This window comes from Lysinibacillus sp. NPDC047702, from assembly GCF_050272555.1.
Lineage (GTDB): Bacteria > Bacillota > Bacilli > Bacillales_A > Planococcaceae > Lysinibacillus.
Genome location: NZ_JBNNMG010000079.1, coordinates 1 through 22,782, shown reverse-complemented (window position 1 = coordinate 22,782; position 22,782 = coordinate 1). Strand labels below are relative to the sequence as shown.

The following is a 22,782-nucleotide window of genomic DNA, read 5'->3' as shown; positions in this document are numbered from 1 at the left end:
TGCTGTGGCAATGAAAGGCACCTCCTTTAATTGATACCTTTATAGTACCGAGAGGTGCTACGTGATTATATGCGTTATTTGAATACGGGCTTACTTATGAATAGGCTCTTTGAATCGATTATTGATAAAAATAAAAATCCTAGAGCAAAAAATAAAATTACGTATGGATAAATTGAAGAACTAATAAACTAGCGAAAGGAGAAGTCCTCCTCGAATGGAAGAATCTATGCCAAGTTGCTACTGGAAAAATTGATTAAAAATTTACCAAAAGCAATCTAAACTTGCATCTCCTTACGACAAGAGATGTGGTTTATCAGTTCTGAGGTGATTGTTGAAGACCTTCCATACATTATAGTGTCTACTATATCGAGTACAGTTTAGAATGTGGCTGTTATATTACGAACCCAGCCATTAGAAACTACTCAGTTATTCCATTATAGGGCGCGATTGTTGAACATCATAGGAAGAAAATAATCAATCTTTTTTTATAAAAATCAATCTTAGTATTACAATATAAGACTCCATTTTGATCAATCTTTTTTCAAAATGGAGTTTTTTATATATAGAAAAATGCTGGTTTGTGAGATGGTTTTTGATCAAACTTTATTACAAAGCTTCAGAAGAACCATATTTAAAAGAAGCTTGAAAAATCCCCTAAATGTTGGTAGTGACTCTAAAAACGAGGAGAGTCTACCGTAGCCAAGTGAAAACAAATATTATCCATAATTTTATCTTAATAAAAAATTTTTAAGGTATTTTTCAATTTCTTCAATTGAATTTATAGAGAATTGTTTATCTTTATAACTTATAACGCCCTCATTTATGCACTGAGCTATTGAACGATTTAAGCTTCTAATTGGTGCACAGACCTCACTTGATAAAATTTGCTTTGTAAGGTTATCTAAATCACCGATTTTATAATGATTATGTATACTTAATAAGATACGATCTTTAACTGTTAGCAATGATAATTTTGCCGTAGTATCTGAACTTAAAGTTAATTTTGAGGCAAGTTGTTTAATTATGTAAAAATTAAAATTAAAATCGATTTTCATCCATTCATAAACCTTTGTTTTATGGATAGCTATCGTTTCACAATTTTGTTTTGCAATAACACCGAGTGTTTTCATTTTTTCATTAAAAATTTCTATTTCCCCAAAACAACTATATGAATCATAAATATATAGGGAAAGCATCGCTCCCTCATAACTTTGTCTATACACTTCTGCCCTACCTGTAGTTAGAATATAAAGATAATTATTTTGTTCATGTGGGTGAATAATAAGGCTACCTATCTTGTGTCTTCTATAGATAAATTCTTTCTTAATATGCGCTGGTGCATCATTCACAATATTTTTTAAATCCATATTTTCACCTTCTTTTCGCTTTTGGTCATTTGACCTTTTTTCATTATAGATTGAATTATATAATCAGGGCAAATAAGAATTGGAGGTCTTGTTATGAGGAAATTAATTATTGACACAGATACTGGCAGTGATGATGCTGTAGCGTTAATTATGGCATTAAAATCAACTAGTCTTAAAGTAGAAGCGATCACAACTGTTTGTGGTAATGTCCCAGTTGAATTGGCAACAAAAAATGCACTAATGACTATCGAAGTTGCTAATGGTCAAAAGCCACCTCTTTATGTTGGAGCAGGCAAACCACATATGCGTGATTTAGTTACAGCTGTTAATGTTCATGGTGATGACGGAATGGGAGATTGTCATTTAATAAATCCTACTCTTTTGCCAGAAACCAAGCATGCCGTAGATGCTATCCTTGAAATTATTGAAAATAACCCTGGAGAAATCGAAATTGTAACCACTGGTCCTGTTACAAATATTGCCCTTGCTATTTTAAAAGCACCGGAGACAATGAAAAAGGTAAAGCATATTTACACAATGGGCACTTCTGGCTTTGGCCCTGGAAATACTACGCCTGTTGCTGAATTTAATGTGTATGTAGATGCAGAGGCATATAGTATTATGCTCAACTCAGGTATACCTACTACTATCATTGGATTTGATGTATGTTTAGGCGAAGCAGCTTTGAATAAGGACGATATGGATGTATTACTATCAAGTGGTAAAGAAGAAGCTGTGTTCTCTGTTAAATGTAACCGTTCCTTGCTTGAATATAATATACAAAGAAGTAATGAACATATTGTTGATTTACCAGATGCCGTGGCAATGGGTGTTGTGTTATGGGATGAAATCGTTCTTGAAGAAAAGTTATGTTACTGCTATGTGTGTACTACAGAAGCTGCTGCCTATGGTCAAGTGATAATAAATGACGGTAGTAAACTTGCCATTTCTGATGGATTTGCAGGGCACATTCCTAATGCAACAGTTTGTAAGACCATTGACAATCAATTATTCAAGAAACGTCTATTAGCATTATTGGTAAGTTAACATTATGGGGTGTTTAGATGAAATTTTTAAACTTCGGATCATTAAATATTGATAAAGTTTATCTTCATTCAGCAGAAGACTCCCATCTCTCGGTTTTAGTTCCTTTTCAATGGGTGTCTAAACACCTACTGAATGAAGATAAAGCCTCCGGCGGATGTCACGGATTTTCAAAGGAATGAATTGTACAGGTACAATTCAAAATCCGGACGCAATTACGCCAAGGCGAAATTGATACAGTTCCTCACTTTGTTAAAGAAGGAGAAACAATATCTTCGGACAGCTATGACGAATATCCAGGTGGAAAAGGATTAAACCAATCCATAGCCCTTGCAAAATCTGGTGCTCAAGTGTTTCATGCAGGTAAAATTGGCAAAGATGGTCTGTTTCTAAAACAACAATTAGCATTAGAAGGAATTAGTGTTGAGGGAATAGATGAGGACGGTTTGATAACAGGGCATGCCATTATTCAAGTGACTCCTACAGGTGAAAATTGTATTTTTCTCTATGGTGGAGCGAATAAAGAAATAACTGTCGAACAAATTGATAAAGTACTTGAGGACTTCAATTCGGATGATTTCCTAGTTCTACAAAACGAAATAAACTGTCTAGATTACCTAATCAATGCTGCTTATAAAAAGGGTTTAACCATTGCGTTAAATCCTTCTCCAATAAGTGATTCTATTAAGAATTTAGATTTTTCAAAAATTGATTTTCTGATACTGAATGAGATCGAAGGACGAGAAATTAGTGGAGAAAAATCACCTAACAGAATACTCGATCACTTACTATCAAACTATAGTAATTTAAAGGTTGTGTTGACTTTAGGTACAAATGGCGTCATATATAGAGACAATATACAAGTACACAAGCAAGAAGCCTATAAAGTCAAAGTGAAAGACACAACGGCAGCAGGTGATACTTTCTTGGGTTATTTTCTTAGCATGATTTCCCAGAATCCTGATATTAAATTTGCACTTATCGTTGCCTCAAAAGCTGCTTCACTTGCAGTATCTAGAAAAGGCTCTTCTTCTTCAATCCCGATTTTGGCAGAGGTACTCGGTAAATAAGTTAGATATACATGATAGATAGCAAAGCTGCCGATTATTGAAAGTTATGACATCGCTTTTCCTGCATGGTTATGATTCGATTCTTATCTACAATTAAAAAGTTGGTAAGCTTGTTACTGTAATAAATTGGTGATAATATAATTGATATCTGTAAAGAGTACAATGAAGGAGTAACAAAGGAAGCTGTTTTGGTAAAAGCACTTGATAAAGATGAAACCATTATACAGTATAATCAAGGGAAAAATCCTCCTGACTTCGACTATGAATTTAATCTTACAATATTTTGAACAAGAAGCTTTCTTAATAAATTTAAGAGCAGAATTGGATAGAGAGACAAGGTACAAGTTAGATCAATAAAGAACTCATCGGTCGAATTGAAAAGTATCTTAAAGCTCAAGGGATAAATAGTCCGGTTTGCACAATAAGGCGAATAATATAATCAACGATTGAAATCGAAATAATAACTCTTTATTATAACTGTATACTATACTGAAGGTGTTTGTTGAACTTATGTTTGTTACTGGGTGTAAACTTTCTTAATGATTCTATGCATTAAGAAAGTACCATTTATAGAGTAAGAAGAATTTTAACCTAATTACTTTTATTAAAAGAACAGGAGATTATAAATGGAAATCTTAATTAGACAGGAACGCCCAGAAAAATATTAAATGACTTTAATGAAACATTGATTAATTGGAGGGCAAAAATGCGACACTTTAAAAGCCGTTACTTGTTTATAATTTTTGCTTTGTTGTTAACAGGGTGTGTAAGTGTAGAAAAAGAAAAACCTCTAGAAAAGGAAAAATCGCAATTAGCAACGGAAATAACCATTGAGCCATATAACATAAGCGAGAAAGAAAACCTTCTTATTAGCAAGACCGGTGTGGGACAAATTGAATTTTTCGAGCTGAATGGCACTCCGAAAAAAGATGATAAATTGCAATTTTCAGTGGAGGTATTTAAAAACGGTAAGTTTAAAGAGGAATTGCTAAAGACTTGGGATGGGTCTGAAACAAAATATCAAGACAGCTTCATTTCTTTTGGAATGAGTGATGTTGAAAATGAAGGTCATTTTTTAAAGCTAATCATTGGTACACCAACTGGGAATTCTACAACGGTTTATTCAAATAATATGACAACTTCTTCTTTCAGTAAGCTAGTCAACGAAAAAGTTATTTTAGAAAAAAATAAACCTGTTTATTTAGCAGCATGGCTAGGCACTACTAAAAACGAACTTAGTTCTGTTGGAGGCAAAAATGGGGAACTACCCTTGGGTATTGAAGAAGCTGAACTCACATTTTTATACAAAGTTTTATGGACCGATAAATAAAAGCTATAATTTCTGGCTTATTCAACAATCGGGGGCTATGGAGGAAGCATCATAAAATGATCAAACTTTAACAATCTATAGCTTTATTAAAAAAATTGATAATAAAGTTTTTTAAAATCAACACACCTTTATTAAATTCTAGAGGTGTGTTGATTTTTTTGTGAAGAAAATTATAATCAATAAGCCTGTATGATTATCTAAATTTGGTAGAAATAAATATTTTTATTAAAAATGAACCTAATATGAATTGATAATCGTCTAATAGCAGAATTTGAAGTAGGTTGAAGGGGAGGGTAGTAGATTGGACAGAGAAGAAAAAGATTTCATATTAGAAAAGATAATGATTGAATATGGTAATGAGTTGGTACGATTGGCATTTTCTTATGTGAAAGATACAGAGATTGCTAAGGATATGGTTCAAAATACGTTTATCAAATGTTACAAAAATCTTGATTCGTTTCGATTTGACGCACAAATAAAAACATGGCTATATCGTATAACAATTAACGAATCTAAAGATTATTTAAAAAGTTGGAATTACAAAATGGTGCAGGTTAAAAGTTTTATAAATGAAACAGCAAAGTCAATATTACCATCAACAGAAAAAACAGTTATCGATAAATACAATAATGAAGAAATAAAAGATACTATCTTTTCTCTTCCAAAAGTGTATCGGGAGGTGGTTTATCTATACTACTATGACTCATTAAACACAGAGGAAATTGCCATAGTTTTGGATATTTCAGTTAATACAGTGAAAACTAGATTAAGAAGAGCAAAACAAAGATTAGAGTCGATGATAAAGGAGGCAGAACTTAATGGAAGATAAACGATTAAGAGATAAATTAAATAAAATGTCTGAACAAGAACTAAAATTTACGAAAGAAGACCGTACTGAAGTATTTGAACGAATTCATAAACTGGAGAAGAATAATAATACGCAAAAGAAATCTCTTGTTTCTTCTTCAAAAAAATTCGCTCCACTGACAGTTTCCTTATTAGTAGTAGGCTTGTGTATATTTTTGTTTATGCCATCGATTCTTACTGGAAGCTTTAATGAAAAATCTAACACAAATGTTGCAAGTGAACCAGAAGTTAAGAAAGCTGAATTTTTAACCACTTTAATTACGGTGAAGTCGAAAGAGATGGATAATCGAATATATCTTAATCTTTTACTTACTTATAATAAAGATAAAAAGATGATGAAAGTTGTATCGCTCCCTATGGATACGTATGTACAGGTAGCGGATAACAATGATGGGACCCCTTTGTACGATAAATTGTTATTTGCTTATAGTTTTGGCGGTACTAAAAATGTAAGAACAGCTGTCTCAAAACTATTAGATTTACCAATTGATTATTATGCAGTGATCGATTTAGAAACTATTTCAACGCTAATTGATTCCGTGAATGGGATAGATTACGACTTGCCAGAAGATATTCGAGTAAGAGCGATATCACAAGTGGCATTTGACTTCGAAAAAGGATCTCATCGTTTCAATGGAGAAGAAATTGTGTCATTAATGATGGCTGCTACAGTTGGAGAGGGAATCAGCTTAGATGAAGAAGATCTATTAAATCTAATGAATGCGATTTTGAATAAAACAGAAAACGAGATTCCACCAACACAATTAAAAGAGCTGTTTACTCAAATAGAAGCCAATATCTCGCTTGATTCATTGGTAGAGAATCAAATAAAAATTAATTCTATAAAATCAGTTTCTTTAAGTGATGGAATGATATCAGACGCAATCATAATAAATAGTACTGAAGGTAAACACATATATAGGTTTGAGCAAGATTTTTTAAATTCTGTTTCAGAAGAGTTAACGACATTTGACTAAATAAAGATTGTTTTATTGAAATACTTGTGGATGTAATTTTATACTTAAGTGAAGAAAAGGTGCGTTAATGAAGTGTAGATTAACGCACTTTTATTATTATATTTGGTTATTTTTTACATGTGTTATATAATTACAGATAGGAATATTTAACTTTGAGTATTTCTAAAGAATTATTTTGGGAGGGGAAAATTTGTTATATTTAGCTTTATTAATTGGCATCGTTTTAATTGTAATGACAGATAAGCTTACGCAAGCTTTTAAATTATCAAGCATTTGGGGGATGATTGGTCAAATTTGTGCATCACTTGTAATAATAATGGTCGGCAGACTTGAGGTTAGTCATATTAATCTAGGTAGTCACTTTGAATTAGGATATTTGACGATTCCATTTACTTTATTATTACTTGTAGGTTTTACAAATGTAATGAATATAGAAAAAGTGCAAAGCCCTTCAATATTGCTGTTGCCATTCGTTTCTTTAGTTTGTTTCTCAATGTCTGCTTTCGTCATAGGCCATTCATTTGTTTTAATAACGGGGATTTGTGCGAGTTTAACGATTATGTTTATTCTGCTATACGGCTATTTTTCAGGTAAAGCATTTGTAGGAAGAACTCTTACTACGTCAATAGGCTTCGTACTAGCAGTACTTTCAATATCCCTTATTAAAATATCTATTATAACAATTTATATTCCGATATTTACTTTAGCAATACCGTTCACTTTATATTATTTTATTAAAGATAAATTTACGAGTATACAATCAATTACAGATAGCACTTTAACAGCTATTTTATTTGGTGTATTAATATTCATAGTTCCTTTTCATATAATGTGGTATCTCGTTGTTGGGTTAACGATTATTTTGGTTATCACGCAATTTTCACGTAAATATCGTATTATTTAGAAATTAATGTTCAACAGACAGAAGCTTTAGTTTAATAAGCTTAGGACTTGCGTTGATGCTTGAATTTAACCTTGTACAAGAGGAAGGTTTTCCTATGGATATAAAACTAAAGGTAAAAGTAGAGTTACTTCCCTAAATTACAAGGAAAAAATAAATACTTCATTTATCATAAAAAAATAACGATATGCTTCGACAGTGCGAAAGACAGTAGAAATACATACAGGTTCAAAAGTAGTATTTATTTGTTTTTTAAGCTCTAGTGAAACGCAGTTAAATTCCAATACACCTGAAGGTAGACAGTTGTTGTCAGCTATGAACTCTATATCTTTGCATATTGAAAATGGTAGTGGTAATTGAGATTATCCGATGGTCAATGGTGGTCGTGCTTACCTAATTACTGTGAGTGGGAAATACTAACAAAATGGTGTTTCATCTTCTCATATCATAGTTTTATTTGATGGTTAAAGACAATGGTCATATTAATCGTAGTCTATTGTTGACTATTCAACATTCGAAATAACACTTCACTACACATCAACCACAGGACTTGTGCGTAAAATTCACTACAAGTCCTTTTGTTATGCCTTACTCTGCTCTGCTATCAACCGTGGCAGACTCGTTAATGCTCTTAATCGTTGTAAGCTAAAAACTTTATTCCCAACCAAAATTATCTTGCCATTAGAGCGGATAGGCATTTTTTTATTCTCATCAGTAAAAATCGTGGATTTTGAAGGAGTATACTTCAAAATGTGGAATTAAAATAAAGTCTGATAAAAAGATCTATTTTGTTGAGTACTTCTTTGTTCAATAATTGAGCCACATTGTTGAACCAGCAACTTGACGGAAAGGTGAAAGGTATAGAAAATTATCTTAAGAAAATTTGGAAGGAAACTAAAATCCTTTGTTAAATTTAAGACCTTGTTAAGATTTCTCATACATCAAACCAATCGTGTTATAAAACAAAATGTTTAAAGGAGAGAGAAACATGAGTGTAGAAATTTTTAATGGAGATCGTTCTGAAGAAAGTGTTCAATTTGAAAAATTGTTAATTTCCCAAAGTAATAAAATAAGTTTTTCTAGTATTGAAAATACAAAGCAGTTCATAAAGCAAAGGGGAACTGAAAATATTCAGCCCTATGTGATTGGTGATGATGTTAAATTTTTAAGTGATATGATGGAGCAAACCTTTGAGGATATGCAGGTCTTCACTTTAAATGACCAAAAGTCTATGAATCAAAAAGTTATTCTTTATATACATGGTGGTGCTTGGACGAATCAACCTTTAAATTTACACTGGATGCTCATGGATAAAATAGCGCAATCGTTAAATGCGAAAATTATTGCACCCATTTATCCTAAAGTACCACATTTTAGCTATAAAGATACTTACCCAAAAATCCTAGACTTATATAAAGAAATTCTTGGAACTGTTGAAAGCTCCCATCAATTGACCATCATAGGAGATTCAGCAGGCGGAAATATAGCACTTGGTCTGGTCCAACTTTTGAAGAGGAATGATCTATCACAACCAAAAGATCTTATTTTACTATCTGCATGTGTTGATATGGGTTTAGAAAATCCTCTTATACCTGAGTATGAGGAAAAGGACCCGATGCTAGCTAGTGAGGGAATGGAAGTCATTACAAAGATTTGGGCAGCTGATAAACATTTAAAGGACCCGTTGATTAGTCCAATTTACGGTGACTTTAAAGGACTTGGGAAGATGACTCATTTCATTGGAACACATGAAAGTTTATATCCAGATGCAATAAAATTTGATGAACTACTAACAGAACAAGGAATTGAAATTACTACCTTTGTTTATCCTAAAATGAATCATGTGTTTGTTGCAATGCCTATCCCTGAAGCCATGGATGCTCAGCAGAAAATTATTAATATTATTAGTGAATAAGAGTTGAAATAGGGTAATGCTATATGTTCATTATTAAATTAAAAGAGAACTTTAAATAAGCAAGGATCACAAAAATCATCAAACTTTTTTATAACAATTAAGTATAGAAAAAGCGTGTTTTGATCAATTCAAAACACGCTTTTCTCTTTTAACAAGATTTATTAAATTCATTTCAGACTTTCATCACAAGGCTGATAGAGACCATTTAGTTACTGAACCAGTTATCCTCGGAAAATGACCAGTCGTCGAAAATTTATTTACATTGTTAAAGGAAAAATTTATAGTGAAGGCGTTAGAAAGGACTGTGATGATATTGAAGGTAGAAGTTTCCATTGACCCTAAATGTATAGAGCCAAAGGTTACAATTCATACAGCAGAGATGACAGATGAAATTGAGCATCTTCTGCATTGTATTTCTTCAGCTGGAATCCATACATTATCGGTGTTATCAGATAGAGGTGTCGAGTTTATCGATTGTCAGGATATCATCCGCATATATACGGAACAAAAGAAGGTATTTGCTCAAACATTAAACGGAATTTATACGGTACGCATGCGCTTGTATGAACTGGAGGAAAGGTTAAATACGCAGATGTTTGTACGAATCTCAAATGCTGAAATTGTCAACCGACACATGATAAAACGCATGGATATTAGCAAAACCGGGACAATTGGTGTTGAACTAAAAGGAAGTATCCATACATATGCTTCAAGGCGCTACGTCGCAAAAATCAAAAAGCAGTTAGGGTTATGAGGTGAAAATATATGCATAAAGACATACTGATACGTATTGTAGGAGGATTTGTAATCGGTGTTATCCTTGGATTATTAGTACAATTTTTTGTAGCAATGGGGATAGAACAAAAGGGCTATGCTTGGGTTGTTCCAGAATTTCAAGCATATTTTCCTAATGAAGCAATGGCCATTATTGCACAGATGTTGATGACGGGGTTGATTGGGATAACATTTGCCTTAGCTGCACGATTTTTTGAAATAGCTAGATGGGGGATGTTACAGCAATATATCGTGCATTTTGCTGTAACGGCAATTGTTTGGGTACCTATTGTTATGACGTTATGGATGCCGAAAACGATGGCGAATGTGTTCTCCTTGCTTGCAAGTTTTTTAGGAACATATATTATGACATGGCTATTGCAATATAAATTTTCAAAACGTGATATTGAACAAATTAATGCTATGTTAAAAAAGGAAGGTGAGTTGCATGACAATTGAAATAAAGGAACTAACCAAACGTTACCACGAAAAAGTAGTTGTGGATCAGTTAACATTCAGCATAAAGCAAGGAGAATTTTTCGCACTTCTTGGTCAAAATGCAGCAGGCAAAACGTCCACAATAAAAATGCTTTGTGGACTTCTGCTGCCAACAGATGGTGATGCTCTGTTGGATGGAAAAAGTATCGTTCATCATCAGGTTGAGGCAAAGAAGATTATAAATGTTTCTCCGCAGGAAACAGCGGTTGCACCAAATTTAACAGTATTTGAAAATTTACTTTTTATGGGACGGATTTATGGGTGCTCTAAAACACAGGCAAGGGAACGGGCTAATGCATATATGAAATTGTTTGCCCTTCCGCCACGTCAGAACGACAAGGCCAAAACACTATCAGGTGGATTTAAGCGTCGATTAAGCATCGCAATGGCTATGATGTCAAATCCTAAAATACTTTTTCTGGACGAACCTACATTAGGTTTGGATGTACGTGCGCGCCGTGATTTATGGAAAATCCTAAGTGGATTAAAGGGTCAAGTAACGATTGTTTTAACAACTCATTATTTAGAAGAGGTTGAGATGCTTGCAGATCGTGTAGGCATTATGCATCACGGTAGGCTTTGTGCGCTTGGCACAATTCAGCAATTGATGCATGAAACAAAACAACCATCCTTGGAAGAAATATTTTTAGCATATACAGAGGAGGGCTTATGTTGAGAGCTAATGTATTTGCGGCAAGAAATCATAAGGAAATCGTTCGTGATCCAGTAACACTGTTAATTGGCTTAGGCTTACCGATCCTACTTATGTGCTTATTTTCAGTTATGCAAAAAAATATGCCATTTGCTTTCTATGAAATTAGTAACCTAACTCCAGGTGTTATTGTTTTTAGTTTTTCCTTTCTTACTCTTTTTTCGGGAATGTTACTTGGTAAGGATAGAAGCTCATCCTTTTTAATGCGCATCTTTGCCTCTCCCATGTCAGCAGGGGATTATATTTTAGGATATGTCCTGCCTTTACTACCAATCGCATTCATACAAATTATATTGTGTTTGCTCGCTGCCATGTTTTTAGGGCTGCCGTTGGATAGCTCTATTCTATTTATGGTAGGGGTACTTATAATTATTTCCTTATTTTATATTGGCTTAGGCTTATTATTCGGGACAATTTTTACGGATAAACAGGTTGGCGGTATCTTTGCGATATTTGTGAATGTATCAACCTGGTTTAGCGGAACTTGGTTCGAACCTGATATGATTGGTGGTACTTTTCAAGCAATTGCACAATTTTTACCATTTGTGCATGCCGTGAATGCAGCACGTGCAGTTCAAAGCACAAGTTATGCGGCTGCTTTCATACCACTTGTTATTGTCGTAGGATATACAATTGTCATATTTACAATTGCGATCCTACTATTCAAACGTAAGATGCGAGGCTAGATATAAAGGGCAATTCAAACTAGATCGTTCTCTAGTTTGAACTGCCCTTTATTTTAGTCGTGATTTAGTGTAGCTGCAATTTCTGGCTGTTTTTCCACTTGCAGCAGCATATTAAAGGAAGCAATCGCTACTTCCACTTGATCGTCCTTTGGCTCACGAGTTGTTAGTAATTGAAGCCATAAGCCAGGATAGCCAAGGAAGCGTAACACAGGGAGGTTACGGCATGCATTTGTAGCTTGCAGTACCTCGAAAGAAATACCAAGCACAACAGGAATTAATAAAATTCGGTCTACAATACGTAACCAGAGAGGGTCAGTAGGCACGAAGAAATATAAAAACATGCCGACAAAGACAGTGAACAGCATAAAACTACTACCACAGCGATAATGCAAACGTGATTGAGCTTGTACATTTTTCACTGTTATTTCCATACCAGCTTCATAGCAATTTATCACCTTATGTTCTGCACCATGATATTGAAATACTCTTTTAATAATAGGAGTTAACGATATAAAATATAAATAGGTTAATAGTAAAAATAGCTTAATGCCACTTTCCAGTAGAATTTGTCCAGTTTTCCCCTCAATCCATTTTGAGAAAAAGTCCGCTATAAATACAGGAATTAGTGTGAAGGCGAATTTTCCAAATAAAAAGGAAAGTATACCAACAACTGCAACGCCTAAAATCATTTGCAGCTTAGAGCCTTCCTCTTTGTTCTCCTCTTCTTCACCAGGTGTAACATCGTAACGATCACCTGAAAATTGCATATGACGAGAGCCTAGTCCAGCTGATTCAATCAGCGCCACAACTCCGCGTACAAATGGAATTTTTTTTAACTTTTGTAAAATAGGTTTTTGAACTTTTTTATAATGATAATAATCAATGGAATCATCGTTACGGCGAATGGCTGTAATCGTATGTTCCTTTCCTCCGAACATTACACCTTCTAATTGTGCTTGTCCCCCGTATACAGGTGAATTGCTCAAGGCTAACACCACTCTCTATATATATTTCAACTGTACCATTGTACTAAATTTAATGAAAAACCTCTAGAGTTACGCATAGTAAAATTTCTATATGGCTACACTATTCGTACAATTAAGGAAATGATGAACAACTAAAAAATCAATCAAGCATATTAATTAGGAGGATTTTTACTTGAAAATAGCTAGTATCACTTCCCTTGTCAGTGCCCTTGTTTTAGCATTGTGCTTAAAGGGCTTACATTACTTTCATCTTATTAAATGGAGTCCAGTAGGCTTTTATAAGAAATGGGAGCTGTTTGAGGATAGCTCAAAACTCTTTCATTGGAGTTTTCTGATTTTATGTCTATTTATCATAGGGTTTTTGTTATTTATATTGTTGAGATATGTCTATATTATTCCAGCAGTTCTATCTTCATTTTTACTTGGACTATTGGTGACAATTACATTAGAATGGGTTGTTCTTGATTTACCTATGCATCTTTCTTCCTTTAAGAAATTATCGATTCCCTTTATGGTGGTCGTTATTTGTCTTTTACGTTTCTTGCTTGAAACAGCGAATTTTCATCAGAAAGAACATACAGCCCAGAAAGGAAATTAGTTGATGTATACGTTGTGTATGATAAAATAAATGGCAAGTACATAGAAAGAGGCGAAGATGCGTGAAGTTATTATGTTTGAATGGACCTAACTTAAATCGACTGGGTAAACGAGAGCCACAAATTTATGGACATGAAACATTAGATGATGTGAAAAATAATGTTCAGAATCTTGCGGCGTCTCTTGGTGCTACTGTCGATTTTCGTCAGTCTAATCATGAAGGAGTACTGATTGATTGGCTGCAAGAAGCAGAGGACGAAAAATATAATGGAATTATCTTTAATCCTGGAGCATATACCCATACAAGCATCGCGTTACATGACGCCATTGCTGGAATCACTGTGCCAGTTATCGAAGTACATATTTCAAATATCCATAAACGCGAGGCTTTCCGTCATCATTCCTATCTTGCTCCGGCATGCCTTGGTCAGATATGTGGACTAGGTACGAAGGGCTATGAACTGGCACTACGCACATTTATTGAGAGGGAGAATTGATTATGTTGAAATTGCAAAAGCTACGTAAGACACTTCAAGAACAAAACATCGATGGCATTTTAATTACAAACGGGTACAACCGTCGTTATATGACTGGTTTTACAGGTACAGCGGGCGTAGCGATTGTGTCTCAAAATGATGCTGTGTTTATCACAGATTTCCGTTATACAGAGCAAGCGGCTGCACAAGTACAAGATTTCCGAATTGTAAAGCACGAGGCAACGATTATTGAAGAAATTGCAACGCAAGTAACAAACATGGGTATTAAACTACTGGGCTTTGAGAAAGATACTGTCAGCTATGGCACATATGAGCTATATAAAAGTAAGATTCAAGCTGATTTAGTGCCGATTTCTGGGCTAATTGAAAAAATTCGCTTGATTAAGACGAAACAAGAGATTAATATTATTAAGGTTGCGTGTGAAATTGCTGATCACGCATTTACACATATTTTAGACTTCATCAAGCCTGGTAAAACAGAGCTTGAGGTTTCGAATGAATTAGAATTTTTCATGCGTAAACAAGGAGCAACCCAGTCCTCATTTGATACTATTGTTGCATCTGGCCTTCGTTCAGCATTACCGCATGGCGTTGCAACGAATAAAGTAATTGAAAAAGGCGACTTTGTCACATTAGACTTTGGCGCACTGTATAATGGCTATATTTCGGATATTACACGTACTGTGGCAGTTGGCGAGCCATCTGAAAAATTAGTGGATATGTATAATGCAGTCCTTGCTTCTCAGCTATTAGCACTTGAAAAGGTAGGTCCTGGGCTAACAGGCATCCAAGCAGATGCGATTGCACGTGATTACCTTAAAGAAAAAGGCTATGGTGAGGCATTTGGTCATTCATTAGGACATGGAATTGGTCTTGAAGTACATGAAGGTCCTGGCTTATCAATACGTTCAGATACGGTGTTAGAGCCAGGGATGGCTGTAACGATTGAACCAGGAGTTTATTTACCAGGTATCGGTGGTGTCCGTATTGAGGATGATATCTTAATCACAGAGACTGGTAATGAACTGTTAACACATTCGTCAAAAGAGCTTATTATTTTATAAAATTTGGAGGAACACAAATGATTTCAGTAAATGATTTTCGTACAGGACTTACAATTATTGTAGATGGCCAATTATACCGCGTGTTAGATTTCCAACACGTTAAACCAGGTAAAGGTGCTGCGTTTGTACGTTCTAAATTACGTAATCTTCGTAACGGTTCAGTGAATGAGAAAACATTCCGTGCTGGCGAGAAAGTTGAAAAAGCACAAATTGACAATCGTAAAATGCAATATCTTTATGCACAAGGTGACGAGCATGTGTTCATGGACTTAGAATCGTACGAGCAAACTGAACTAGCTTCAGATGCTATTGAATATGAATTAAAATACCTTAGAGAGAATATGGAAGTTTATATTCAATCATACCAAGGTGAAATGCTAGGTGTTGAGTTACCAAACACTGTAGAGCTAGAAGTAACAGAAACAGAGCCTGGTATCAAAGGAGATACAGCTTCAGGTGGTACAAAACCTGCTACACTTGAAACAGGACTTATTGTACAAGTGCCATTCTTCGTTAACCAAGGTGATAAGTTAATTATCAATACAGAAGAAGGCTCATACGTTTCTCGTGCGTAATGCCTTTAAAAAACCTGCTCTTTTATAAGCGAAAGAGTAGGTTTTTATTTGTTTTTTATACATATAAAGCAAAAAAAACTGTTTTTTGTGACATTCGATAGGGGCGTTGTACGTTTTTTTACTAGCCTTGCAATTGTTTCTATCATACGATTTATGGTCATACATGGCAGAAATGTTACAATAAACGTGAGGAGTGAGTGCTATGCTACAAACAACATTAGGGATATCTTATCCAATAATTCAAGCACCGATGGCAGGTGTAACATCACCAAAATTTGTTGCTGCCTGTGCGGAGGAAGGAATTTTAGGCTCGATAGGGGCGGGTTATTTAAATGGAGAGCAAACAAAAAGTTTTATCCAGGAAGTAAAAAAGCTTACAAAGAAGCCCTTTGCTGTGAATTTATTTGTTCAGGAAGATCCACGTATTGATATCGAAGTCCTTCAAAAAGCTCGTATGGCCTTACAACCATTTTATGATGAGCTGGGTCTTTCACCTGTACAAAGTGTTATGTCCAAGGAAGTATTTGAAGGACAAGTGCAAGCTATTCTTGATGAAAATGTTGCCGTTTGTTCCTTTACATTTGGCATACCTTCTGCAGCTGTTATTCAACGTTTAAAGGACAATAAGGTATTTGTTATTGGTACAGCCACTACGTTAGAAGAGGCAAAGCGTGTAGAACAGGAGGGGATGCATGCTGTAGTTCTGCAAAGTCGTGAGGCTGGAGGTCATCGCGGCTCCTTCACTGAACCTATGCAATTAATTACATTGCATGACTTATTGCAGCAAGTAGTTGGACAAATTTCAATTCCTATTATTGCTGCAGGGGGAATTGTCACGAAAGAAGATGTGGAAAAAGCTTTAGCCAGCGGTGCACAGGCAGTTCAAATTGGCACGGCTTTATTAGTGGCAGATGAGTGTGAAATTTCACCGCTCTATAAAAATGCTGTACTCCAATCAGAAGCACAGCAAACGACTATTACTCGTGCATTTACAGGAAAACCAGCAAGAGGCTTAGCGAATGATTTTACAGAACGTATGAAAGATGCACCTGTAGCTCCCTATCCTTTGCAAAATCATTTAACGACAACGATTCGTAAAGAAAGTGCGGAACAGGGGAATGCTGAATATCTATCTATGTGGATGGGTGAAAATAGCTATTTAGTAAAACAGACAGGCACTGTGAAAAACATTATTGAAAAATTACTATGATTATATTGATGTGTTGTTCACCGTTTAAAACGGTAGAACAACACGTCCTTAAAACTGAGATCTCTATACAAATGTATAGAGGTCTTTTTTTATTGGTTGCAACATATATTGCTGTACACGAGGGGGCGTATGCATGGAATTACAAGACGTATTAAGAGTCGCTGGAGTGGGACTAGTAGTTGCGCTTCTTCATGTTTTCTTTGACCAAACAGGAAAAAAAGAATTTTCGTTTTTCCTCTTTTTCATTGCTTATTTATACATGACAGCGGAATTGTTGAGATTTTTACGTCTATTTTTCAATGAAATCCTTACATTCTTTCAATGGTTGACCTCTTCAGGGTAAGTGTAGATGGAAATTGTCATCGTAGCTGTTGTCATGCTGCTTTTATTATTACTTATAAAAGAAGTCATACAGCCACTCCATGCGCTAATTAGTGTAATGTTTTCATTTTTATTGTTCGGTATGTTGTTCTCGACACTCTTATTGCCGTTCATCAAACAGCTGCTCGAGACGTTGGCTATTTTACCATATGCAAAAGCGATTGTTGTAAGTGCCAGTCTTTTTTATGTGGGGCAATGGATGTCAATGTTACTTGTAGAGCACAATTATAAAGTACTCGGAAACATAGTGATTGATGGGGTTAAAATTGTTATTTTATTGTATTGGTTTAAAGAATTTTTGGCTGTTTTACAGGAGGTGTCAGCTATTTTACAACGGCTAAACTAAGGGGCGAAGATCATGCAGGAGCAGATACTGTCATTTTTAATTGATCCATTTTTTCTCTTGCTGAAGATGACGCTCACCCTGTGTGGGTATGTCGTCATTATTTTAATCATAAATATGCTATTACCTACATTCGAAAAAGGGACAAGAATACTATTCTTCCTGATTGTGCTCGCAACAATAGGACCTGTAGTAGTGAAGTCATTTCAACTAATTGATGAAATAGCACAGGGACTTGCCCACATATTTACAGCATTTTACCCCATCCTTACTTCAAGCTTTCTTTTATCAAGTAGTATTACGGCAATTGCTTCCTGGCAGCCTTTTTTACTTTTTTTTGTACAAGTCCTAACAATAGTTAGTAGTAAGTGGCTGATACCAGGCGTGTTATTTGCCATTGTATTTGATGTATGTAGTGTCATTGTGAAAGAAATTTCCTTTACAAGAATTGCTGATTTGATCCGTTTTACCATTATGAGCATCGTCTCTGCATCTGTTATTTGCTACATTATTTTAATGTCAGCGAGCGGTGTAGCGGCATTTAGTGTGAATGCAGCGGTTGCAGAGCCTGTCAAAAAATTAATTGAAGAAAATATTCCAGTGGTTGGCTCTTTTATTGTTGATAGTTTTTCAATGTTCCAGCATATGACACAATTTTCCTCTTCTATTAGTAGTATTAGTGCCTTTATAGCGGTTATTACTGTGTCATTTATTCCGACATTACAGCTTGTTATCAGTGCTTACTCGTTAAAATTACTGGCAGCTATTTTAGAGCCGATTGCTTTTGATGATATTTGCAGATTACTAGATCACGTTAGTAAATCTCTATTTACGTTATGTGCAGTATCATTTTTAATTGCTTTTTCATTTATGTTTTCTTGTTTTTTCCTCATCGTTTTTGTACAAGTTATGGCCGGGGGGAGATAGATTGATTCTTTTATTGGCATTGCTCTTTGTATGTCAGATATTTGTCTTTTTGACAGATGATAAAGAAATAATTTCACTGACAAAACTGGTGATTACGTTAGTATTTTTGCAATTGCTATTAAAGATTCCATTTATCAATTCATAGGAAGAAACAAGCGTACATACACTTGAAAAAGAGAAGATGAAAGGAGGCAATGTACAAGTGATGTGGAAAAGGCTCGAAAAAAAACAACGTCATTTATGATCTTAATGCTTATTGCCGCCTCCGTAGGAATTTTCATCATTTTACCCATGTATCAAACGAATTCTACAAATAATCAAGCAACACCGACAACCAATGAAGAAAAACTGGAACAGACACTGAAAGCAATGCAAGGTGTTGGGGAGGTTAAAGTATATTTTTATTATGGAGAGATGACTGATGAGAAGGACGAAAATAAACTATTTAGCCAATATTTTCGAGGGACTGAGCAAAGTACGAAAGAAGTAACAGGGCTGCTCATTGTTTCAGAAGGTGCAAAAGATATCTTTGTGAAAAATGAGATTCGTGCGGTTGTCAGTCAAGTGATGCAGTTACCGATTCATCGGATAATTATTGTTCCAATGGAAAATAAGGAGGAAAAGTAAATGCGCGTACGTAGAAGAACAGTTTGGTTTATGACATTATTAAGTCTAGTAGCAGTAATTTCAGTGTATTATTTGGTTGATCCAGCAAAACAATTTAATGGACTAACTATTTTTACAGATGATACTTTACAGCAAACTGCCGTAACAGGTGTAACAGATCAGGAGGCTACGAAAGAGGATTTGACGCAGGAAGTTTCCTCACCTAGCCATTTGTTTGAAGAAATGCGCATGCAAGTTAGTGATGAAAGAAGCCAGCTTCGTCAACAATTAACGCAGAAGATTGCTTCTCAAGAATACACTGCAGATGAAAAAAATCAAGCATTTAATGACATTGATAGTCTTATTAAACAAGAATCGGCAGAAGCAATGCTAGAAATGTTAATTAAATCTTTAGGCTACTCCGATGCGTTTGTAAAAGCAGACGGTGGCAAAGTATCTGTTACAGTTATGGCGGAAGAGCTATCAAAATCTCAAGCAAATGAAATCATTTATTTAGTAAGAACGGAGTGGGAAGGCGCAAATGATGTACAAGTAAAATTCAGTGCTAATAACTATTAAAAGATAAAGAAAAAAAGGAATATTCTGTTTATTTATTAGTCATTGTTATATATCAGTGCAATGAAAAGGCTTTCGTTTAGTAAAGGAAAGCCTTTTATTTTGTTCATATTTACTTAATTTTCATTTAACTATTTCAAATTGTTCGAAAAAAATATAGAATAGTGCTTGTAGTAGATTTTATTTCATAAGGAGAGTTAGAAATGTTCAAAATTCAAGAAATTCGTGAAATCATTAAATTAGTAGATTCTTCTTCAATTGACGAGTTTGTGTATGAAGTAGATGGCGCAAAAGTTAAGTTAAAAAAGAATGGTGTTGTTGTTACTGAAACTGTAGCACCGAAAAAAGAAGTAGTAGCCCCTGTTGTACAACAATCTGCACCAGCAGCTCCTGCGGCAGCTCCAGCGAAAGCTGAAGAAGCTCCAGCAGCAGCACCAGCAGCTAACGACCCATCGTTACATAAAGTTGTATCGCCTATGGTTGGTACTTTCTACCAGTCTCCAAATCCAGAATCACCAGCTTATGTTAAAGTGGGTGACAAAGTTGGTAACGAAACAATCGTTTGTATCGTAGAAGCTATGAAGCTATTCAACGAAATTGAAGCAGAAGTTCAAGGGGAAATCGTTGAAGTACTTGTTAAAGATGGCGAATTAGTAGAATACGGACAACCATTATTCCTTGTAAAAGCTGAGTAAGGAGTGCAAACCATGAAAAAAGTTTTAATTGCAAACCGCGGCGAAATCGCTGTGCGTATCATTCGTGCTTGTAAAGAGTTAGGCATTCAATCTGTTGCCGTATACTCTGAAGCAGACGCAGACGCATTACATGTGAAATTAGCAGACGAAGCATATTGCATCGGGCCAAAGCTATCCAAAGATTCTTATCTTAGCTTCCCGGCTTTACTAAGCGTAGCAGAGAAAACGGGTGCTGATGGTATTCACCCAGGTTACGGCTTTGTATCTGAAAACGCTGATTTTGCTGAAGCTTGTGAAAATGCTGGCATTAAATTTATTGGTCCTTCATCTGATTCCATTAAAATTATGGGTATTAAAGACGTTGCCCGTACTACAATGGAAGCAGCAGGTGTTCCGCTTGTTCCAGGTACTGGTATTGTTCCAGACATCGAAACAGGTAAAGAATGGGCTGCAAAAATCGGTTACCCAGTTATCATCAAAGCAACTGCTGGTGGTGGCGGTAAAGGGATCCGTGTAGCTCGTACAGAAGAAGATCTTGTGAAAGGCATCGAAATTACGCAAAAAGAGGCTGCTGCAGCATTCGGTAACCCTGGCGTATATTTAGAGAAATTCATCGAGTACTTCCGTCACTGTGAAATCCAAGTATTAGCAGATGGTCATGGGAATGTCGTACATTTAGGTGAACGTGACTGTACAGTTCAACGTCGTATGCAGAAATTAGTAGAGGAAGCTCCATCTCCAGCTCTATCTTCTGAACGTCGTGCTGAAATGGGAGCGGCTGCTGTTAAAGCGGCACAAGCTTGTAACTATGAAGGCGCTGGAACAATCGAGTTTATTTATGACTATCAAGAAGATAAATTCTACTTCATGGAAATGAATACTCGTATCCAAGTAGAGCACCCAGTAACAGAAATGATTTCTGGTGTAGATCTTGTACAACAACAATTAAAAATTGCATCTGGTGCAAAACTGCCGTTTACACAAGATGATATAAAATTAAATGGTTGGGCAATTGAATGCCGAATTAATGCAGAGAATGCATATAAAAACTTCATGCCTTCAGCTGGTACTGTCGATACGTATGTAACGCCAGGCGGCTATGGTGTACGTATTGATTCTGCAGTTTATGCTGGCTATACAATCCCACCGTATTACGATTCAATGGTGGCAAAACTTATTGTTCATGCAGACACACGTGAAGAAGCGATTGCGAAAATGAACCGCGCGCTAAGCGAATTTGAAGTATCTGGTCCTGGTATCAATACAACAATTCCATTCCACCAAGCATTGATGAACAATGACGTTTTCAAATCGGCGCAATTCAATACGAAGTTCCTTGAAGAGAATGATGTATTGGGTGTAGCGGAAAAAGCGAAGTAAGCATTAGGGAAAAAACTTGGAATAAAACAAATAGGAATATCCGAAATTTTTTACCTCTAACTAAATTTATTTAGATTGGAGGTTTTTTTATGTCCAAAAATAAGCAAAGAACAGGGATATTTGATTTGGCTAAGAATGAGCATGACGAGCCATTTATTATAGCGCCATCCATTGTGGTAGATGTTAATTCTGTTCGATTAAAAGGCAATCGCATTAGCGCTCATTCAGCTTTAATGATTGTCAAAGAGCAAATGCGATTGTCGGGAGAAATTGGCACAATAGGCTTCTATTTGTATAGTTGGTTGAAGCATAAGCATGACATTTTTAGAAATGGTTATGATGTTCTTACGAGAAACTAAGTGTTGAAGCAGGTCTACCAAGACGCACAATGATTAAATACCTTAATGCTCTAAAGGGTTACGATCTGATTTCTTTCAAGTTCAATCAAGACTACTATGTGATAGGTATGTCAGATGGTGATAGAATGGCAACAAACAGTTACAGTAATTTCTATGAAGTACCGAAGTCATTCCAAAAGATGATGGTTATGACTAAAGATGTTTAAATAAAAGGAATGATGTTGTAGTGACTATAGAGCAACTACCTTTTTAAAAATTAACTAATGTAGATATTCGCATTATATATAATAGAAGCGTAGATGGCTACGATTCATATTATTTGTCCGTATTAATAGGGAATAATAGAGTAGTACTCTAAATGAGCATTTTTAAATACAAAAATTACCATACGCGAATCAATGACAGGTACCCTAAGCTACTTGTAACTCATTTTTGATTTGTTCAA

27 protein-coding genes are annotated in these 22,782 nt (G+C 35.3%); 25 read left to right on the top strand and 2 right to left on the bottom strand.

Annotated elements, in window-relative coordinates; translation table 11 throughout:
• Window positions 1-728: 728 nt before the first annotated feature.
• Window positions 729-1,367, bottom strand: a complete 639-nt coding sequence (locus ACQKIM_RS24620; protein ID WP_427549011.1) for a Crp/Fnr family transcriptional regulator — start codon at window positions 1,365-1,367, stop codon at window positions 729-731.
• 93 nt (window positions 1,368-1,460) lie between these two features.
• Here ACQKIM_RS24620 and ACQKIM_RS24615 point away from each other — a divergent pair, with 93 nt between their 5' ends.
• From ACQKIM_RS24615 to ACQKIM_RS24560, 12 genes are all read left to right on the top strand, one after another.
• Window positions 1,461-2,414, top strand: coding sequence for a nucleoside hydrolase (locus ACQKIM_RS24615; protein ID WP_427549010.1), 954 nt, complete (start codon window positions 1,461-1,463; stop codon window positions 2,412-2,414).
• Between the two features lie 179 nt (window positions 2,415-2,593).
• Complete coding sequence (locus ACQKIM_RS24610) at window positions 2,594-3,481, top strand: ribokinase (protein WP_427549014.1); 888 nt, start codon at window positions 2,594-2,596, stop codon at window positions 3,479-3,481.
• A gap of 125 nt (window positions 3,482-3,606) precedes the next feature.
• The gene (locus ACQKIM_RS24605; protein WP_427549012.1) at window positions 3,607-3,768 is read left to right on the top strand and encodes an HD domain-containing protein; all 162 of its coding nucleotides are present in this window, start codon (window positions 3,607-3,609) and stop codon (window positions 3,766-3,768) included.
• A gap of 419 nt (window positions 3,769-4,187) precedes the next feature.
• The gene (locus ACQKIM_RS24600; RefSeq protein ID WP_427549008.1) at window positions 4,188-4,811 is read left to right on the top strand and encodes a hypothetical protein; all 624 of its coding nucleotides are present in this window, start codon (window positions 4,188-4,190) and stop codon (window positions 4,809-4,811) included.
• A gap of 301 nt (window positions 4,812-5,112) precedes the next feature.
• On the top strand, window positions 5,113-5,640 hold the full coding sequence (locus ACQKIM_RS24595) for a sigma-70 family RNA polymerase sigma factor (protein ID WP_427549006.1): 528 nt from the start codon (window positions 5,113-5,115) through the stop codon (window positions 5,638-5,640).
• On the top strand, window positions 5,630-6,655 hold the full coding sequence (locus tag ACQKIM_RS24590) for an LCP family protein (protein ID WP_427549005.1): 1,026 nt from the start codon (window positions 5,630-5,632) through the stop codon (window positions 6,653-6,655). Before ACQKIM_RS24595 ends, ACQKIM_RS24590 begins: the two co-directional genes overlap by 11 nt.
• Window positions 6,656-6,845: 190 nt before the next feature.
• Window positions 6,846-7,559, top strand: coding sequence for a UDP-N-acetylmuramyl pentapeptide phosphotransferase (locus ACQKIM_RS24585; protein WP_427549003.1), 714 nt, complete (start codon window positions 6,846-6,848; stop codon window positions 7,557-7,559).
• A gap of 985 nt (window positions 7,560-8,544) precedes the next feature.
• Window positions 8,545-9,471: an alpha/beta hydrolase fold domain-containing protein gene (locus tag ACQKIM_RS24580; RefSeq protein ID WP_427549001.1), complete on the top strand. Its 927-nt coding sequence runs from the start codon at window positions 8,545-8,547 to the stop codon at window positions 9,469-9,471.
• Window positions 9,472-9,754: 283 nt separating this feature from the next.
• The gene (locus ACQKIM_RS24575; RefSeq protein ID WP_427548999.1) at window positions 9,755-10,225 is read left to right on the top strand and encodes a LytTR family DNA-binding domain-containing protein; all 471 of its coding nucleotides are present in this window, start codon (window positions 9,755-9,757) and stop codon (window positions 10,223-10,225) included.
• Window positions 10,226-10,236: 11 nt separating this feature from the next.
• On the top strand, window positions 10,237-10,704 hold the full coding sequence (locus ACQKIM_RS24570; RefSeq protein WP_427548997.1) for a DUF3021 domain-containing protein: 468 nt from the start codon (window positions 10,237-10,239) through the stop codon (window positions 10,702-10,704).
• Window positions 10,694-11,419, top strand: coding sequence for an ABC transporter ATP-binding protein (locus tag ACQKIM_RS24565; protein ID WP_427548995.1), 726 nt, complete (start codon window positions 10,694-10,696; stop codon window positions 11,417-11,419). Before ACQKIM_RS24570 ends, ACQKIM_RS24565 begins: the two co-directional genes overlap by 11 nt.
• A complete protein-coding gene (locus ACQKIM_RS24560; RefSeq protein WP_427548993.1) occupies window positions 11,416-12,141 on the top strand; it encodes an ABC transporter permease in 726 nt (241 codons plus the stop codon). The genes ACQKIM_RS24565 and ACQKIM_RS24560 overlap by 4 nt, the downstream gene beginning before the upstream one ends.
• Window positions 12,142-12,194: 53 nt before the next feature.
• On the opposite strand, the gene ACQKIM_RS24555 is transcribed toward ACQKIM_RS24560, so the two are convergent.
• The gene (locus ACQKIM_RS24555) at window positions 12,195-13,127 is read right to left on the bottom strand and encodes a DUF1385 domain-containing protein (RefSeq protein ID WP_427548991.1); all 933 of its coding nucleotides are present in this window, start codon (window positions 13,125-13,127) and stop codon (window positions 12,195-12,197) included.
• A 172-nt stretch (window positions 13,128-13,299) separates the two neighbouring features.
• Between ACQKIM_RS24555 and ACQKIM_RS24550 the strand changes: the two genes are divergently transcribed.
• The 13 genes from ACQKIM_RS24550 to ACQKIM_RS24490 all read left to right on the top strand — a co-directional run bounded on the left by ACQKIM_RS24550 (window position 13,300) and on the right by ACQKIM_RS24490 (window position 22,337).
• Window positions 13,300-13,725 carry a hypothetical protein gene (locus tag ACQKIM_RS24550; RefSeq protein ID WP_427548989.1) on the top strand — a complete coding sequence of 142 codons (426 nt, stop codon included), beginning with the start codon at window positions 13,300-13,302 and terminating at the stop codon, window positions 13,723-13,725.
• A gap of 61 nt (window positions 13,726-13,786) precedes the next feature.
• Window positions 13,787-14,221, top strand: coding sequence for a type II 3-dehydroquinate dehydratase (gene aroQ, locus ACQKIM_RS24545; RefSeq protein ID WP_427548987.1), 435 nt, complete (start codon window positions 13,787-13,789; stop codon window positions 14,219-14,221).
• A gap of 2 nt (window positions 14,222-14,223) precedes the next feature.
• Complete coding sequence (locus tag ACQKIM_RS24540) at window positions 14,224-15,285, top strand: M24 family metallopeptidase (protein ID WP_427548985.1); 1,062 nt, start codon at window positions 14,224-14,226, stop codon at window positions 15,283-15,285.
• A gap of 17 nt (window positions 15,286-15,302) precedes the next feature.
• On the top strand, window positions 15,303-15,860 hold the full coding sequence (efp, locus tag ACQKIM_RS24535) for an elongation factor P (RefSeq protein WP_427548983.1): 558 nt from the start codon (window positions 15,303-15,305) through the stop codon (window positions 15,858-15,860).
• Between the two features lie 202 nt (window positions 15,861-16,062).
• The gene (locus tag ACQKIM_RS24530; RefSeq protein ID WP_427548981.1) at window positions 16,063-17,070 is read left to right on the top strand and encodes an NAD(P)H-dependent flavin oxidoreductase; all 1,008 of its coding nucleotides are present in this window, start codon (window positions 16,063-16,065) and stop codon (window positions 17,068-17,070) included.
• A 133-nt stretch (window positions 17,071-17,203) separates the two neighbouring features.
• Window positions 17,204-17,413: a hypothetical protein gene (locus ACQKIM_RS24525; RefSeq protein WP_012295089.1), complete on the top strand. Its 210-nt coding sequence runs from the start codon at window positions 17,204-17,206 to the stop codon at window positions 17,411-17,413.
• A 6-nt stretch (window positions 17,414-17,419) separates the two neighbouring features.
• Window positions 17,420-17,797 (top strand): hypothetical protein, encoded by a 378-nt coding sequence (locus ACQKIM_RS24520; RefSeq protein ID WP_427548979.1) that lies wholly within the window; start codon window positions 17,420-17,422, stop codon window positions 17,795-17,797.
• 12 nt (window positions 17,798-17,809) lie between these two features.
• Window positions 17,810-18,721, top strand: coding sequence for a stage III sporulation protein AE (locus tag ACQKIM_RS24515; RefSeq protein ID WP_427548977.1), 912 nt, complete (start codon window positions 17,810-17,812; stop codon window positions 18,719-18,721).
• Between the two features lie 207 nt (window positions 18,722-18,928).
• Window positions 18,929-19,348: a hypothetical protein gene (locus tag ACQKIM_RS24510; RefSeq protein WP_427548975.1), complete on the top strand. Its 420-nt coding sequence runs from the start codon at window positions 18,929-18,931 to the stop codon at window positions 19,346-19,348.
• Window positions 19,349-19,906: a SpoIIIAH-like family protein gene (locus ACQKIM_RS24505; protein WP_427548973.1), complete on the top strand. Its 558-nt coding sequence runs from the start codon at window positions 19,349-19,351 to the stop codon at window positions 19,904-19,906.
• Window positions 19,907-20,106: 200 nt separating this feature from the next.
• Window positions 20,107-20,598, top strand: a complete 492-nt coding sequence (gene accB / locus ACQKIM_RS24500; protein WP_427548971.1) for an acetyl-CoA carboxylase biotin carboxyl carrier protein — start codon at window positions 20,107-20,109, stop codon at window positions 20,596-20,598.
• A 12-nt stretch (window positions 20,599-20,610) separates the two neighbouring features.
• A complete protein-coding gene (gene accC, locus ACQKIM_RS24495; RefSeq protein WP_427548970.1) occupies window positions 20,611-21,978 on the top strand; it encodes an acetyl-CoA carboxylase biotin carboxylase subunit in 1,368 nt (455 codons plus the stop codon).
• Between the two features lie 89 nt (window positions 21,979-22,067).
• Entirely contained in the window at window positions 22,068-22,337 is a 270-nt protein-coding gene (locus tag ACQKIM_RS24490; RefSeq protein ID WP_427548968.1) for a hypothetical protein, read from the top strand.
• Window positions 22,338-22,782: the final 445 nt, after the last annotated feature.